Source organism: Micromonospora sp. NPDC049836, assembly GCF_044465125.1.
GTDB lineage: Bacteria > Actinomycetota > Actinomycetes > Mycobacteriales > Micromonosporaceae > Micromonospora.
In genome coordinates, this window is sequence record NZ_JBITLH010000001.1 from 271,475 (window position 1) to 285,419 (window position 13,945).

Below are 13,945 nucleotides of genomic sequence, written 5' to 3' on the forward strand. Positions count from 1 at the left end.
CGGGTCAGCCCTTGAGCAGCTGGCGGGCCATGACGATGCGCTGCACCTGGTTGGTGCCCTCGTAGATCTGGGTGATCTTGGCGTCCCGCATCATCCGCTCGACCGGGTAGTCGCGGGTGTAGCCGTAGCCACCGAGCAACTGCACGGCGTCGGTGGTGATCTCCATGGCGGCGTCCGAGGCGAAACACTTCGCGGCCGCACCGAAGTAGGTCAGGTCGGCGTCGCCCCGCTCCGACTTGCCGGCGGCGGCGTAGGTGAGCTGGCGGGCCGCCTCCAGCTTCATGCCCATGTCGGCGAGCATGAACTGGATGCCCTGGAAGTCCGCGACCGGCTTGCCGAACTGCTTGCGCTCCTGGACGTAGCCCTTGGCATAGTCCAGCGCGCCCTGGGCGATCCCGAGCGCCTGGGCGGCGATGGTCACCCGGGTGTGGTCCAGGGTCCGCATCGCGGTGGCGAAACCGGTGCCCTCGGCACCGATCATCCGGTCCGCCGGGATCCGCACGTTGTCGAAGTAGACCTCGCGGGTCGGCGAGCCCTTGATGCCGAGCTTCTTCTCCGGCGCGCCGAAGCTCACCCCGGCGTCCGACTTCTCCACCACGAAGGCCGAGATGCCCCGGGAACGGGCTGTGGGATCGGTCACCGCGAAGACCGTGTAGTACTCCGAGACGCCCGCGTTGGTGATCCACCGCTTCACGCCGTTGAGCACCCAGTGGTCGCCGTCCCGGACCGCCTTGGTGGTCATCGAGGCGGCGTCGCTGCCCGCCTCCGGCTCGGAGAGGCAGTACGAGAACATCGCGTCACCCGCGGCGACCGGGGTGAGGTACTTCCGCTTGAGCTCCTCCGAGCCGGCCAGCAGCAGCGGCATGGTGCCCAGCTTGTTCACCGCCGGGATCAGCGAGGACGAGGCGCAGGCCCGGGCGACCTCCTCGATCACGATGGCGGTGGCCAGCGCGTCCGCGCCGGCGCCGCCGTACTCGACGGGGATGTGCGGGGCGTGGAAGTCGGCTGCCCGCAGCGCGTCGTAGGACGCCTTCGGGAACTCAGCGGTCTCGTCCGCCTCGGCGGCGTGCGGGGCGACCTTCGCCGCACAGACCTCACGGACCGCCTCCCGGACCGCCTCGTGCTCCTCCGGCAACCGGTAAACGTCGAACGACTGCTCTGCGGCCATGTCGGCCCCTCCCCTTCACCGCTAAAATGCGCAGTCTGTGACGCCCCGAGGCCGCCGACTGCCGCAGACTGAAGGATAGCGACCAGGGTTCAGCCGGACCTTACCGGCGGGTAGGCTCGCGCACGACAGGCGCCGAGACGGCACAACTACCCTCACCCGAAGACAGACGACCCCTCGGTGCCCGGGCGTGGCGCCCAGCCGATCGCGACGCAACGAAGCGCCGCCAGTGCGAGCGGAGAGACAGGCGTGACGATTCCGTACCCGAACACCCAGCCGGTACCGGCCATCGCCGCGGTGACCCCGCCCTCGGGTGCGGCCCGGCCCCGGGTCACGTTCCTGGGCACCGGGTACCTCGGTGCGACGTACGCGATCTGCTACGCCGAACTGGGCTACGAGGTGCTCGGCTTCGACGTCGACGCTGACAAGATCGCCAAGCTGAACGCCGGTGAGGTGCCGATCCACGAGCCCGGCCTGGACGAGCTGCTGCGGCGCAACCTGGCCGCCGGCCGGCTGCGGTTCAGCACCGACATCCAGGAGACCGCCGACTTCGGCGACGTGCACTTCATCTGCGTGGGCACCCCCCAGCGGGCCGACGGCATGGGCGCCGACCTCTCCTACGTCGAGGCGTCGGTGACCAACCTCGCCCAGCACCTGACCCGCAAGGCGCTGATCGTGGGCAAGTCGACCGTCCCGGTCGGCACCGCCGAGTGGGTGGAACAGCTCGTCGGCAAGCACACCCCGGTTGACCTGGGCGTCGAGGTGGCCTGGAGCCCCGAGTTCCTCCAGGAGGGCTTCGCCGTCGACGACGTGCTGCGCCCCAACCGGATCGTGGTCGGGGTCAAGAGCGAGTGGGCCAACGGGATGCTCTACGCCGCGCACAAGGGCGTCTTCGACCTCGCCGCCACCGAGGACCGCGAGGTCCCGCTGGTGGTCACCGACTTCGCCACCGCCGAGCTGGTCAAGGTCGCCGCGAACGCCTTCCTGGCCACCAAGATCTCCTTCATCAACGCGATGGCCGAGGTCTGCGAGGCCGCCGGCGGTGACGTCACCCAACTGGCCCGCTCGATCGGCTACGACCCCCGGATCGGCAACCGCTTCCTCCAGGCCGGCCTCGGCTTCGGCGGCGCCTGCCTGCCCAAGGACATCCGCGCGTTCCAGGCCCGCGCCCAGGAGCTGGGCGCCGGCGAGGCGCTGCGCTTCCTGCACGAGGTCGACCTGATCAACCTGCGCCGGCGGAGCCGGGTGCTCCAGCTCGCCGCCGAGCTGCTCGGCCGCCGCTCCGGCCCGGCCGGCCCGGACCTCTCCGGCACCCGGATCGCCGTGCTCGGCGCCACCTTCAAGCCGAACACCGACGACGTCCGGGACGCCCCGGCGCTCGCGGTCGCCTCGCTGCTGCACAAGGCCGGCGCCGAGGTGCACGTGTTCGACCCGCAGGGCCTGGAGAACGCCCGCCGGGCGGTGCCCGAGCTGGCGTACGAGACGAGCATGACCGACGCGGTCCACGAGGCCGACCTGGTCTGCGTGCTCACCGAGTGGGCCGACTTCCGCAACGCCGACCCGGTCGCCCTCGGCGAGCTGGTCAACGGCCGCAAGGTGGTCGACGCCCGCAACTGCCTCGACTCGACACTGTGGACCCAGGCCGGCTGGGAGTACCGGGGCATGGGCCGCCCCTGACCGCGTCGCCCGACGCCGGCCGTGGACCCGCGCCACGGCCGGCGTCTTTTTGTCTCCCGAACGCGCCGACAATTGTCGAAATCCGCGCCCGGTCAAGGCATGCTGCGACTGTGGAGGTCCGCGCAGCGGGCCGGCCGGACGGAGGATGTCGTGCAGACCTTCAGGTGCGCCTCGTGCGGGCGGGAGATCAAGCCGGCCGTGATCTGCCCGCACTGCGGGGCGGACCAGCCACAGTGGGCCGAGCACCTGGCGGACATCGAGCGGTCCATCGCGGAGATGAAGGCGCGCGACGCCGAGATCGCCCGCGAGCAGCGGCAGATCGCGGCCAAGATGCAGGCCGCCCTCTTCCAGCGGGACATCCTCGCGCACGCCGGTGAGGAGCGGATCAAGCAGGCCACCCGGCCCCGCCGGGTGCTGCGCCGCCGGCCCGGCCGGCGCCCGCCGACGGCCACCACCGGCGCGCCGCCCCGGGTGCCCCGCCAGGGCACCCCGCCGCCCGCCCCGGACGACCTCCCGCCGCCCCGGGTCCGGGCACAGTGGCTCGACGTGGACGACCCGGAGCACCCGCCGGAGGCGTCCTCCCGGGAGGTGCAGAACATCCCCCTCGGGCTCGGCGCGCTGCTGCTCGGCGTCGCGGCCGTGGTCTTCGCCGCGGTCGCCACCAGCTCCATGGACGCGCTGGCCCGGCTCGGCGTGCTGCTGGTGGCCACCGTGCTCATGCTGCTCGCGCCCCCCGTGCTGGCCCGCCGCGGCCTCACCTCGACCGCGGAGACCATCGCCGCGGTGGGCCTGCTGCTGCTCCCGCTGGCCGGGTACGCGCTCTGGGCCGTGGACCGGATCGGCGGCGCCACCTCCGGCCCCGCCTTCGCCGGGTCGATCTTCCTGGTCACCACCGTGGTCGCCGTCGGCTACGCGTACGCGACGGGGCTGCGCGCGCCCCGCTTCGCCACCGTCCTCGCCGCGCAGCCGGTGCTGCCGCTGCTGACCTACGAGCGGATCACCGGGCCGGCAGGCTGGGCGCTGGTGCTGACCGTGGTGGCGGTGGCCGACCTCGCCCTGGTCCGCTCGGCGGTGGTGGTCGAACGCCCCGTCCGGCGGGACCTGCCCACCCCGCCGCCGGCCCCGGTCCCGCCCCGGCAACGGGCCACGGACGAGCGGCCCGAGGCGGCCCCGGAGGAGGCGGCCGAGGTGCTCGGCGGGGAGCCGGGCGGCGACCCGGTGACCGCGCCCGCCCGGCCGGTGCCCTGGCTGCGCGAGCTGACCTGGCTGCTGCACGGCACGGCGGTCGCCGTCGCCCTGGCGTACGCGGTCACCGCGCTGCTGCGCGCCGTCACGGTGCCGGCCGCCGCCGGGGCGGGCGTGGTGCTGCTGCTGGCCGCGCTGGTCGGGCTGACCGGCACCCTGGTGCTGCGCCGGCCGCCGCTGCCCGACCTGGGCGCCGGCATCGTCACACTCGCGGTGATCGGCGCGCTGGGCCGGGTCGCCTCGGTCGCCTTCCCCGGCCGGTCCCTGCTGCTCATCGCCGCGGTCATCGCGCTGACCGGGTTCGCGGTCCGGGCCGTGCCGGAGGCCGCCCGGCGGGGCCCGCAGCTCGCCTCGGCGGTCGCGCTGACGGTCAGCGGGCTCGTGGTGGCCGGCGGCGCGCTCCGCGCCGGCCTGGCCCCGGTGCGCGCGGCGCTGCCCGCCTGGTCGGCCGACCTGAGCGGCTGGCACGCCGAGCTGGCCACGGCGGTCGGGCCGACCAGCTGGCAGCTCGCCGCGAGCGCGCTGCTGCTCACCGTCGCCGCGGTGATCGCCCTGCCGCCGGAGATCCGGCGCGAGTTCGCGGTGGTCGGGGCGGCGCTGACCGCCCTCGCCGTGCCGGCCTCCCTCGGCCTGGGCTGGGCCGCCGCCTGCTGGCCGATGCTGCTCACCGCGGTGGCCATCGGGGTGCTCGGGCTCTCCGCCGGATCGCGGCGCGCCGCGGTGGCGCACGCGGTCACCGCCGCCGGGCTCGGCCTGGTCGGCGCGGGCGCCGCGCTCGCCCGGCCGGCGCTCACCGCGGCGGCGCTGACCCTGCTCTTCCTGGCCGGCGCGCTCGTCTCGCTGGCGCCCCGGGTCCGGATCGCCGCCACCGCCGCCGACACGGTGTGCGGCTGGGCCGCCGGCGGCGCCGCGTTCGCGCTGCCCGGAGCGGTGGCCGCGTTCGTCGCCGCCACCGAACCGGCCGCGCCGGCCCGCACCGCGGCCGACCTGCGCGAGCTGACCGTCCCGATCCTCGCGGCGAGCTTCCTCGGCGTCTGCGTCACGCTCGGCTACGCCGCCGTCGTCCAGGTCGCCCAGCGGCATCTCAGCGCCCCGCACGCGGTCGGCACCGTGCTGGGCGCCGTGGCGGTCGCCGCCGCCGGGTTCGGCGCGCCGGGCGCCACCGCCGCCGACGCCTGGGTGGGTGGCCTGCTGCTACTCGCCGCCGCGCTGCTGGCGCTGGCGCCCCGGATCGACGCGGGCCGCCGCTCCGATTTGACGCTGGACGGCTCCGACCTGGCCCTGGCGGCGACCACGGCGGCGCTCATCGCCACCCTGGTCCGGATCACCGCGGTGCTCGCTCCCGGCGGCCAGCTCGTGGTGGCGGCCGCGCTGGTGCTGGTGGTGGCCGTCGCCGCCCGCGCCCTGCCCGAGGAGTGGCGGCGCGGACCGACCCTCGGCGTCACCATCGGCGGCACGCTGATCGGCCTGCTCGCCGGCTGGACCGCGCTGCGCGGCGGCGTCGGTGTGCTCGCCACCCCCGGCCCGATCTGGGCCGGTGACCTCACCGGCTGGCCGGCCGCGCCCACCGGTGGGGCGACCTGGCAGGCCCCGGTGGCGCTGGCCCTGCTGGCGGTGACCGCCGGCATCCTGCTGCCGTCGCCCTGGCGCTACGACGTGTCCGGCGTCGCCGCCGTGCTCGCCACCATCGGCGCGCCGGCCGCCTTCGACCTGCCCTGGTGGTCGCCGGTGCTGGTGGGGGCCATGGTCGCCACGGTGTTCGGGATGGCGGCGGTGGCCGCGGCCGATCCGCGGGCCGCGCTGTCCCGGGCCACCGTGGCCGGGGTGGTCGCCCTGCACGCGGCCGGGGCCGGGCTGGTCCGGCCGTGGACCACCGCGCTGGCCCTGGGCAGCATCGTGTTGATCGGGGTGGTGGTGGCGGCTCTGGCCCGGGCGATCGCCCCGTCGCTGGTCGAGGACGTCCGCTCCGAGGGAATGCCCGGGCACCTGGTGCAGGTGGGGAGCGCGGCGCTGGGGGCCGCCCTGCTCGCGCTGCCCGGTGCGGTCGCCGCCCTGGCCGCCGAGTACGGGCGTTCCCCCCAGGTGGTGCTGACCGCCGCGCTCGCCGCGTCCAGCATCGGCCTGGCCGCCGTCGCGGCCGCCCGCCGGCAGATCCCGCAGTACCTGCCGTACGCGAGCGTCGCCGTGGCGGGCGGCGCCACGGTGAGCGCGATCGCCGCCGTCATCACCCACCTGCCGTCCGGCGTGTACGCGGCCGCGGCGGCGCTGCTCGGTGTCCTCGCCGAACTGGTCCGCGCCGCCACCGTCCCGCCGGCCGGCTCGGCCCAGCCGGTACGCCGCTGGTCGGTGCTGCTGAACGGGGCGCTGCGCCGCGACGGCGACACCGACCTGCGCTGGCGGGTCAGCCCGGCCGCCGGTGCGCTCGCCGCGGCCCTGCTGCCGACCGCGCTCGCCCTGGTCACGCTGCTCCCGCCGCTGGTCGTGGCGCTGGTCGGGCCGATGGAGGTGCTGTCCCGGGTGTGGCAGGGCCCGCCGCCCGAACTGCTCACCCCGCCGGCCGACGCGGTCGATCCGACCCACGTGCTGACCGCGTTCCTGCTGACCGTGACGGCGGCGCTCGCCGCCACCGGCTTCAGCGGCGGGCGGCGCAGCCGGGCGGTGCCGGTGGTGCTCCCCGGCGCGGCGGTGACGCTGCTGATCACGCCGGTGGCGCTGGGCCAGGGCTGGCCGGAGACCGCCCTGGCCGGGCTGGCCGTCTTCACCCTCGCCATGCTGGGCCTGGCGTTGACCCCGCCCCCGCCGCTGGTCGAGCCGGCCCGCTCGATCCGGGTCGCCCGGGTGCTGGTGTTCGCGATCGGGCTGGCCGCAGGGGGCGCCGGGCTGGCCGGCAGCCTCGCCACCCGGGAGCTGACCCTCTTCACGCTGGGCGGGGCGGTCGGCGTCGGGGCGGTGGCCGCGTTCTTCGGCACCACCCAGCGGGCCCGCATCCTCGGCTGGCTTTTCGGCTCGCTGATGGCGGAGCTGTTCGTGCTCACCCTCGGCCTGGTCGCCGGGCTCGCCACGGTCTGGTCGGCGTTCGGGGTGCTGGCCGTGGGCGCGGCGCTCCAGGTCTTCGCCGCCACCCTCCCCCGGCTACGCCGGCCCGAGGCCTACCGGGAGGCGGCCACCGTCGAGTGGAGCGGGTACGCCGCCGCGCTCATCGCGCTCGCCCTCGCGTACGACTCGCCCCGGCACATCGCCGCGCTGCTGGCCGGCTGGGGCGCCGTGCTCGGGGTGGCCGCCACCCGGCCCGGCCGCCGGCCGGTGGAGCGGCGGATCCTGTTCTGGGCGGTGGTGGTCTGCGAGATCAGCGCCTGGTGGATCCTGATGCGGGTGGCCGAGGTGGCGCTGCCGGAGGCGTACACGCTGCCGTTCGCCGCGCTCGCCCTGCTGGTCGGGGTGCTGGAGTTGCGCCACCGGCCGGACCTGTCGAGCTGGGTGGCGTACGGGCCGGCGCTGGTCGCCGCCTTCCTGCCGACGCTGGCGATCGTGGTGGCCACCGACTCCACCATGCTGCGCCAGGTGCTGCTGCTGCTCGGCGCGGTGGCGGTGCTGATCTTCGGGTCGATGACCCGGCAGCAGGCTCCGGTGATCGTCGGCGCCTCGGTCACCGCGATCGCCGCCGTGCACGCGCTGATCAGCCTCGGACCGTGGGTGGTGCTGATCCCCGTCGGCATCGTGCTGCTGGTGCTCGGCGCCAGCAACGAGCGCCGCCGCCGGGCCCAGGAGCGCCTGCAGACCGCGCTGCGCGGCATGCGATGACCCCGCCGACGCCCTTGATCCACTCCGAATGCGGCAGGTCGGGGCCTCCGGAGCGGCGGTAGCCCCGACCTGCCGAAAACCGAGTCGATCAAACGGACCGGCGGGCCAGGCCGAGCTGGGCCGAGGCCGAGCCGAGGCCGAGTCAGGCCCAGGCCGACGCGGGCCGGGGCCGACGCGGGCCGGGGCCGACGCGGGCCGGGGCCGACGCGGGCCGGGGCCGACGCGGGCCGGGGCCGACGCGGGCCGGGGCGGGGTCGAGGTGTCAGGACAGGGAGGCGCGGAGGGCGGCGTCCTTCTCGGCGACCAGCTTCTCCAGGCTCGCCTGGTAGTCGGCCATCCGCTTGAGCAGCGCCGGGTCGGACGCGCCCAGGATGCGCACGGCGAGCAGGCCGGCGTTGCGGGCGTTGCCGATGGAGACCGTGGCCACCGGCACGCCGGCCGGCATCTGGACGATGGAGAGCAGCGAGTCCATCCCGTCCAGGTGCTTCAGCGGCACCGGCACACCGATCACCGGCAGCGGGGTGACCGAGGCGACCATGCCCGGCAGGGCGGCCGCGCCGCCGGCGCCCGCGATGATCACCTTCACGCCCCGGTCGGCGGCGTCGCGGCCGTACTCGATCATCTTGACCGGGGTCCGGTGCGCGGAGATCACCTGGACCTCGTACGGCACGTCGAACTCGTCCAGCGCCTCGGCGGCGGCCTTCATGGTCGGCCAGTCCGAGTCGCTGCCCATGATCAGCCCGACGGTGCTCACTCTGGTTGTCCCTTCGTTCGCGGCTGCGGGGCTCGCCGGCTCACTCCGCGCGCTCACTGATGTCCGTCGCGCAGCCAGCGGGCGGCTCGGGCGGCGCGGGCCCGTACCTCGGCCAGGTCGGTGCCGAGCAGGGTGACGTGCCCGATCTTGCGGCCCGGGCGCACCTGCTTGCCGTACAGGTGGACCTTGGCGCCGGGCTCGGCGGCGAAGAGGTGGTGCAGCCGCTCGTCGAGGGAGATGCCGCCCGGCTCGCCGCCGAGCACGTTCGCCATCACGACGACCGGCGCGGTGAGCGACGTGTCGCCCATCGGGTAGTCGAGCACGGCCCGCAGGTGCTGCTCGAACTGCGAGGTCCGGGCCCCCTCGATGGTCCAGTGGCCGGAGTTGTGCGGCCGCATGGCCAGTTCGTTGACGATCAGCCCGTCGGGCGTCTCGAACAGCTCCACGGCGAGCAGGCCGACGACGCCGAGCGCGGTGGCCAGGTCGATGGCGAGCTGCTGGGCGGCGAGCGCCCGCTCCTCGGCCAGGCCGGGCGCGGGGGCCAGCACCTCGACACAGATGCCGTCCTGCTGCACCGTCTCCACCACCGGGTACGCGGCGACCTGCCCGAACGGCGAGCGGGCCACCTGCACGGCCAGCTCCCGGCGCAGCGCCACCCGCTCCTCGACGATCAGCGGGGTGCCGCCGGCGAGCAGCTTCGCGGCCAGTTCCTCGGCCTGGACCGCGTCGTCGACCAGCCAGACGCCCCGGCCGTCGTAGCCGCCGCGGGCCGCCTTGAGCACCACCGGCCAGCCGACCTCCGCGCCGAAGGCGACCAGGTCGGCGGGCTGCTCGACCGGACGCCACGCCGGGTTCGGCGCGCCCAGCTCACCGAGGCGCTCCCGCATCACCCGCTTGTCCTGGGCGTGCACCAGCGCCTCGGCGGGCGGGAACAGCTTCGCCCCCTCCTCGGTGAGGGTGCGGATGTGCGCGTTGGGCACGTGCTCGTGGTCGAAGGTGACCACGTCGCAGCCCTTGGCGAAGGTGCGCAGCGCGGCCAGGTCGGTGTGGTCGCCGTACTGGACGTCGGCGGCAACCAGGGCGGCGCCGTCGTCCGGGGCGAGCGCGAGCACGCGCAGCGACTGGCCGAGGGCGATGGCGGCCTGGTGGGTCATCCGGGCCAACTGGCCACCGCCCACCATGCCGACGACAGGCAGTCCGGTACGGGAATCCATAGCGCCGCCAGCCTATCCGGGGCGGTGCGAGCACCGCCCCGGAGGGCCGAGGGTGCGGCGGGTGATCAGCCGACGGCGGTCACCGCGATCCGGCGCGGGGCGCGGGCGACCTCCCGCGCGGTGGCCCGGGCGATCAGCGCGGAGCCGATCACGGTCGGGGCGAGCCAGGCGATCAGGTTGCCGTCGGTCATCTGCACGGCGAACCCGGTGACGAAGGCGATCACCGTGCTGCCCATCAGGTTGAGGTGCCAGATCCGCCAGCCGCGCGGGCCGAGGCGGCGCGGCCGGCGGCGGGCGATCAGGACGCCGCCGACCAGCCAGCCGAGGGTGAGTGCGCCGAGCACCGCCAGCCCCCACAACCGGGCCGGATCGAGGGCGAACAGGCCGAGCGCGCTGAGGCCGAGGCCGAGGGCGGCGCCCGCGTAGACCCGGCCGAGCCGGGGGTGCCGGCCCCGCCGCTTCGGAGCGAGCAGCACGGGCAGGGCGAGCAGCAGCCCGAGGCTGCCGCTGACCGCGTGGACGACAACGAGAAACGTACGCATGACAGCCTCCCCCGCCAGCCAACCTCCCACTGTGGGAGGTCGCCATGGCCAGCATGCGACCTGACACAATGGGATGTCAAGCATCATTCGAAGGAGCATCCGATGCCGGACCGGCCGCTGAACGCCACCGCCGCCTCCCTGCTGGGCTTCCTGCACGACGGCCCGATGACCGGCTGGGACCTGGTCGAGTACGCGCAGCAGCGGATCGGCGGATTCTGGTCCCTGACCCAGAGCCAGGTCTACCGGGAACTGGCCGCGATGGCCGCCGCCGGGCTGGTCCGGGCCGGCGAGCGGGGGCGGCGCGACCGGCAGCCCTACGAGATCACCGAGGCCGGCCGCGCGGCCTTCGCCGAGTGGGCCGCCAAACCGCCGGCGGAGGAGGCGATCCGGTTCCCGCTGCTGCTGACGGTGCTCTTCGGCCGGCACCTGCCGCCGGAGCGGCTGGCGGAATACCTGGCCACGCACCGGGCCACCCACGCCGACCGGCTCGCCGGGTACGAGGCGGTGGCCGCCGCGCTGCCCGCGGAGGCCGACGACGTCGACCCCTACTCGGTGGCGACGCTGCGGTTCGGGCTGGCCTACGAGCGGGCGGTCCTCGACTGGTTCGACGCCCTGCCGGGGCCCCTGCGCCCGGCGGACGGGACCGGCGGAGCCCCCGCGGGAGGCGCGGCCACCCCGCCCGCCGCCGATTGACATGATCAGGGCATGAGCACCCGCGACCTGCTGCGCGGGCTTCCCGTGCTCGCACACGAGATGCCCCCGTTCGACCCCGCCGACACGCCCGACGCCCCGGTTCCGCTCTTCGCCTCCTGGCTGGCCAGGGCGATCGACGCCGGCGTGGACGAACCACATGCGATGACCGTCTCGACCGTCGACGCCGACGGCTGGCCGGACGCGCGGGTGCTGATCCTCAAGGATCTGGACGCCGCCGGGTGGCACTTCGCCACCACCTCGACCAGCGCCAAGGGGCGGCAACTCGCCGCCAACCCGCGGCTCGCGCTCAGCTTCCACTGGCGGGAGCAGGGCCGGCAGGTCCGGGTACGCGGCACCGCCCGACCCGCCGATCCCGAGGTGTCCCGGCGGGACTTCCTGGCCCGGCCGGAGGGCTCCCGGATCGCGACCCTGGCCGGCCGGCAGAGCGCCGTGCTGCCCGACCGGGCCGAACTGGACCGGGAGCTGGCCGCGGTGCGCGCCCGACTGGCCGCCGACCCGGGCCTGGTCGCCGAGGGGCACACGGTCTACACGGTCACCCCCGAGACGGTCGAGTTCTGGCAGGCCGACCCGGAGCGCCGGCACGTCCGGCTGCGCTACCGCCGGGCCGCGGCAGGCTGGGAGCGCGAGCTGCTCTGGCCGTGACCGCTCAGCCGAGCTCGGCGACCAGCTCCTCGACCGAGGTCACCGGCCGCTGGCAGACGAAACCCCGGCACACGTACGCGGCCGGCCGCCCGTCGACCAGCGGCCGGTCCGCCAGCAGCGGTACGCCGGGCTGGTCGGGGCGGCCCGCCACCACCACCGCGCCGGGCGGGGCGTGCCGGTGCGCGGCCGCCAGCAGCGGCTCGCCGACCGGGTCGTCGGTCACCACGGCGATCTCGTACGGGCCGGAGAGCAGCGCCTCGCCGACAGCCGCCGCGTACCCGGTGAACCGGGCGTGCCGGCCGACGATCGGCGCGACGGTCGACAGGGCCGCCTCGGCCGCCTCCCGGTAGCGCGGCTCCCCGGTCAGCGCCGCGTACGCGACCAGCGCCGCCACGATCGCCGAGCGGCCGGACGGGGTGGCGTTGTCGGTCGGGTCGGCCGGCCGGGTGACCAGCCGCTCGGCGTCGTCGGCGGTGTCGTAGAAGCCGCCGTCCGGCGCGGCGAACCGGGCCAGCGCCACGTCGAGCAGCTCACCGGCCAGCGCCAGCCAGCGCCCCTCGCCGGTGAGCTGGTGCAGGGCGCAGAACGCCTCGGCCACGCAGCCGTAGTCCTCCAGCACGCCGGCCGGCTCGCCGACCACCTTGTCCCGGGAGACCCGGCGCAGCCGCCCGTCCACGATGTGCACGCTGGCCAGGTGCTCGGCGGTGTCCCGCATGGCGCCGTCGGCGACGATGGTGACGCCCTCCATCAGGTTGGCGTCCTCGTCGTCAGGGGACGCGTAGAGCGCGGCGACCTGCTGGAACTCGGCGATCGCGGTGATCGCCAGCCCGTTCCAGGCGGCCACCACCTTGTCGTCCCGGGCCGGCTGCGGGCGGGTGTCCCGGGCGGCGAGCAGCCGCGCCACCACGTCCTGCCAGCGGCTCCGTACCGCCGGGTCGGCGTCGTCCACGTCCCGGGCCAGCCGCAGCACGCTGGTGCCGTGTTCGATGAGCCTCCCTCCGTCCGGAGTGCCGTCCTGCGGCGCGGAGGCGGAATGAGGCTCGAAGGTGCCCTGCTCGGTCACCCCGAACAGGTCGGCGGCGAAGCGGCCGTCCTCCTCCCCCAGCACCTCGACGAGCTGGGCCGGCGTCCAGACGTAGGTGAGACCCTCGACGCCCGCGGTGTCGGCGTCCAGCGCGGACGCGAAGCCCTCACCGGGCTTGTGCAGCTCGTCGGCGAGGAAGCGGGCGGTGTCCCGGGCCACCCGGCGGGCCAGTCGGTCGCCGGTGAGCCGCCACAGCTGGGTGTAGACCCGCAGCAGCAGGGCGTTGTCGTAGAGCATCTTCTCGAAGTGCGGCACGGTCCAGTGACCGTCCACCGAGTAGCGGGCGAAACCGCCGGCGAGCTGGTCGTGCAGGCCACCGCGGGCCATCGCCTCGGCGGTGTGCCGGGTGATCTCCAGGCTCCGGGCCGAGCCGGTGCGCTGGTGGTGCCGGAGCAGGAAGAGCAGGTTCATGTGCGGCGGAAACTTCGGCGCACCGCCGAACCCGCCGTTGGTCTCGTCGTACTCCTGCGCGAGCTGGCCGGCGGCGGCGTCGAGCAGGTCGGCGGTGAGCGGGGCGGTCAGGCCGCCCACGGCCTGCGCGCCGCCGATCGCCTCGACCACGGCGGCGCCCTGGCGCAGCACCGCGTCCCGCTGGTCCCGCCAGGCGCTGGCGACCGAGCCGAGCAGCCGGACGAAGTTGGGCCGGGGGAAGTACGTGCCGCAGAAGAACGGGGTGCCGTCCGGGGCGGCGAAGACCGTCATCGGCCAGCCGCCCTGCCCGGTCATCGCCTGCGTGGCGGTCATGTAGACCGCGTCCACGTCGGGCCGCTCCTCCCGGTCGACCTTCACGCAGACGAAGTCGTCGTTCATCAGCCGGGCCACGGCCTCGTTCTCGAAGGACTCGTGGGCCATCACGTGGCACCAGTGGCAGGCCGCGTAGCCCATCGAGATGAGCACCGGCACGTCGCGCCGTTTCGCCTCGGCGAACGCCTCCTCACCCCACGGCCACCAGTCGACCGGGTTGTCGGCGTGCTGGAGCAGGTACGGGGACGTGGCGTCGGCGAGTCGGTTCACCCGACGACCATAACCAGACCCGGCGTCCGCCGTCGTCGGGTCAGCCGGGGACGGGCCCGGGACGCCGGCCGCCGCACGGACCTGTCCGGGACA

General features: G+C 75.3%; 9 protein-coding genes. 4 read left to right on the forward strand and 5 right to left on the reverse strand.

Annotated elements, in window-relative coordinates; genetic code table 11:
- Positions 1 to 4 precede the first annotated feature (4 nt).
- Positions 5 to 1,168 (reverse strand): acyl-CoA dehydrogenase family protein, encoded by a 1,164-nt coding sequence (locus tag ACIBPB_RS01265; protein ID WP_396837652.1) that lies wholly within the window; start codon positions 1,166 to 1,168, stop codon positions 5 to 7.
- A 246-nt stretch (positions 1,169 to 1,414) separates the two neighbouring features.
- Here ACIBPB_RS01265 and ACIBPB_RS01270 point away from each other — a divergent pair, with 246 nt between their 5' ends.
- Both ACIBPB_RS01270 and ACIBPB_RS01275 read left to right on the forward strand, forming a co-directional pair.
- Complete coding sequence (locus ACIBPB_RS01270; RefSeq protein WP_396837653.1) at positions 1,415 to 2,842, forward strand: UDP-glucose dehydrogenase family protein; 1,428 nt, start codon at positions 1,415 to 1,417, stop codon at positions 2,840 to 2,842.
- Between the two features lie 150 nt (positions 2,843 to 2,992).
- On the forward strand, positions 2,993 to 7,888 hold the full coding sequence (locus ACIBPB_RS01275) for an SCO7613 C-terminal domain-containing membrane protein (RefSeq protein ID WP_396837654.1): 4,896 nt from the start codon (positions 2,993 to 2,995) through the stop codon (positions 7,886 to 7,888).
- A gap of 262 nt (positions 7,889 to 8,150) precedes the next feature.
- Here ACIBPB_RS01275 and purE read toward each other — a convergent pair whose 3' ends face one another.
- From purE to ACIBPB_RS01290, 3 genes are all read right to left on the reverse strand, one after another.
- Entirely contained in the window at positions 8,151 to 8,642 is a 492-nt protein-coding gene (gene purE / locus ACIBPB_RS01280; protein WP_396837655.1) for a 5-(carboxyamino)imidazole ribonucleotide mutase, read from the reverse strand.
- 53 nt (positions 8,643 to 8,695) lie between these two features.
- Complete coding sequence (locus ACIBPB_RS01285) at positions 8,696 to 9,856, reverse strand: 5-(carboxyamino)imidazole ribonucleotide synthase (RefSeq protein ID WP_396837656.1); 1,161 nt, start codon at positions 9,854 to 9,856, stop codon at positions 8,696 to 8,698.
- A 65-nt stretch (positions 9,857 to 9,921) separates the two neighbouring features.
- Positions 9,922 to 10,398 (reverse strand): hypothetical protein, encoded by a 477-nt coding sequence (locus ACIBPB_RS01290; RefSeq protein ID WP_396837657.1) that lies wholly within the window; start codon positions 10,396 to 10,398, stop codon positions 9,922 to 9,924.
- Between the two features lie 102 nt (positions 10,399 to 10,500).
- Between ACIBPB_RS01290 and ACIBPB_RS01295 the strand changes: the two genes are divergently transcribed.
- Positions 10,501 to 11,091 (forward strand): PadR family transcriptional regulator, encoded by a 591-nt coding sequence (locus ACIBPB_RS01295; protein ID WP_396837658.1) that lies wholly within the window; start codon positions 10,501 to 10,503, stop codon positions 11,089 to 11,091.
- Positions 11,092 to 11,103: 12 nt separating this feature from the next.
- Positions 11,104 to 11,754 carry a pyridoxal 5'-phosphate synthase gene (locus ACIBPB_RS01300; protein WP_396837659.1) on the forward strand — a complete coding sequence of 217 codons (651 nt, stop codon included), beginning with the start codon at positions 11,104 to 11,106 and terminating at the stop codon, positions 11,752 to 11,754.
- Positions 11,755 to 11,758: 4 nt separating this feature from the next.
- Here ACIBPB_RS01300 and ACIBPB_RS01305 read toward each other — a convergent pair whose 3' ends face one another.
- Positions 11,759 to 13,852 (reverse strand): thioredoxin domain-containing protein, encoded by a 2,094-nt coding sequence (locus tag ACIBPB_RS01305; RefSeq protein ID WP_396837660.1) that lies wholly within the window; start codon positions 13,850 to 13,852, stop codon positions 11,759 to 11,761.
- Positions 13,853 to 13,945 lie beyond the last annotated feature (93 nt).

Excerpts from the sequence above, each read along its gene's own strand:
- ACIBPB_RS01265 (WP_396837652.1), bottom strand. The coding sequence starts at position 1,168 with ATGGCCGCAGAGCAGTCGTTCGACGTTTACCGGTTGCCGGAGGAGCAC.
- ACIBPB_RS01285 (WP_396837656.1), bottom strand. The coding sequence starts at position 9,856 with ATGGATTCCCGTACCGGACTGCCTGTCGTCGGCATGGTGGGCGGTGGC.
- ACIBPB_RS01290 (WP_396837657.1), bottom strand. The coding sequence starts at position 10,398 with ATGCGTACGTTTCTCGTTGTCGTCCACGCGGTCAGCGGCAGCCTCGGG.
- ACIBPB_RS01295 (WP_396837658.1), top strand. The coding sequence starts at position 10,501 with ATGCCGGACCGGCCGCTGAACGCCACCGCCGCCTCCCTGCTGGGCTTC.
- ACIBPB_RS01300 (WP_396837659.1), top strand. The coding sequence starts at position 11,104 with ATGAGCACCCGCGACCTGCTGCGCGGGCTTCCCGTGCTCGCACACGAG.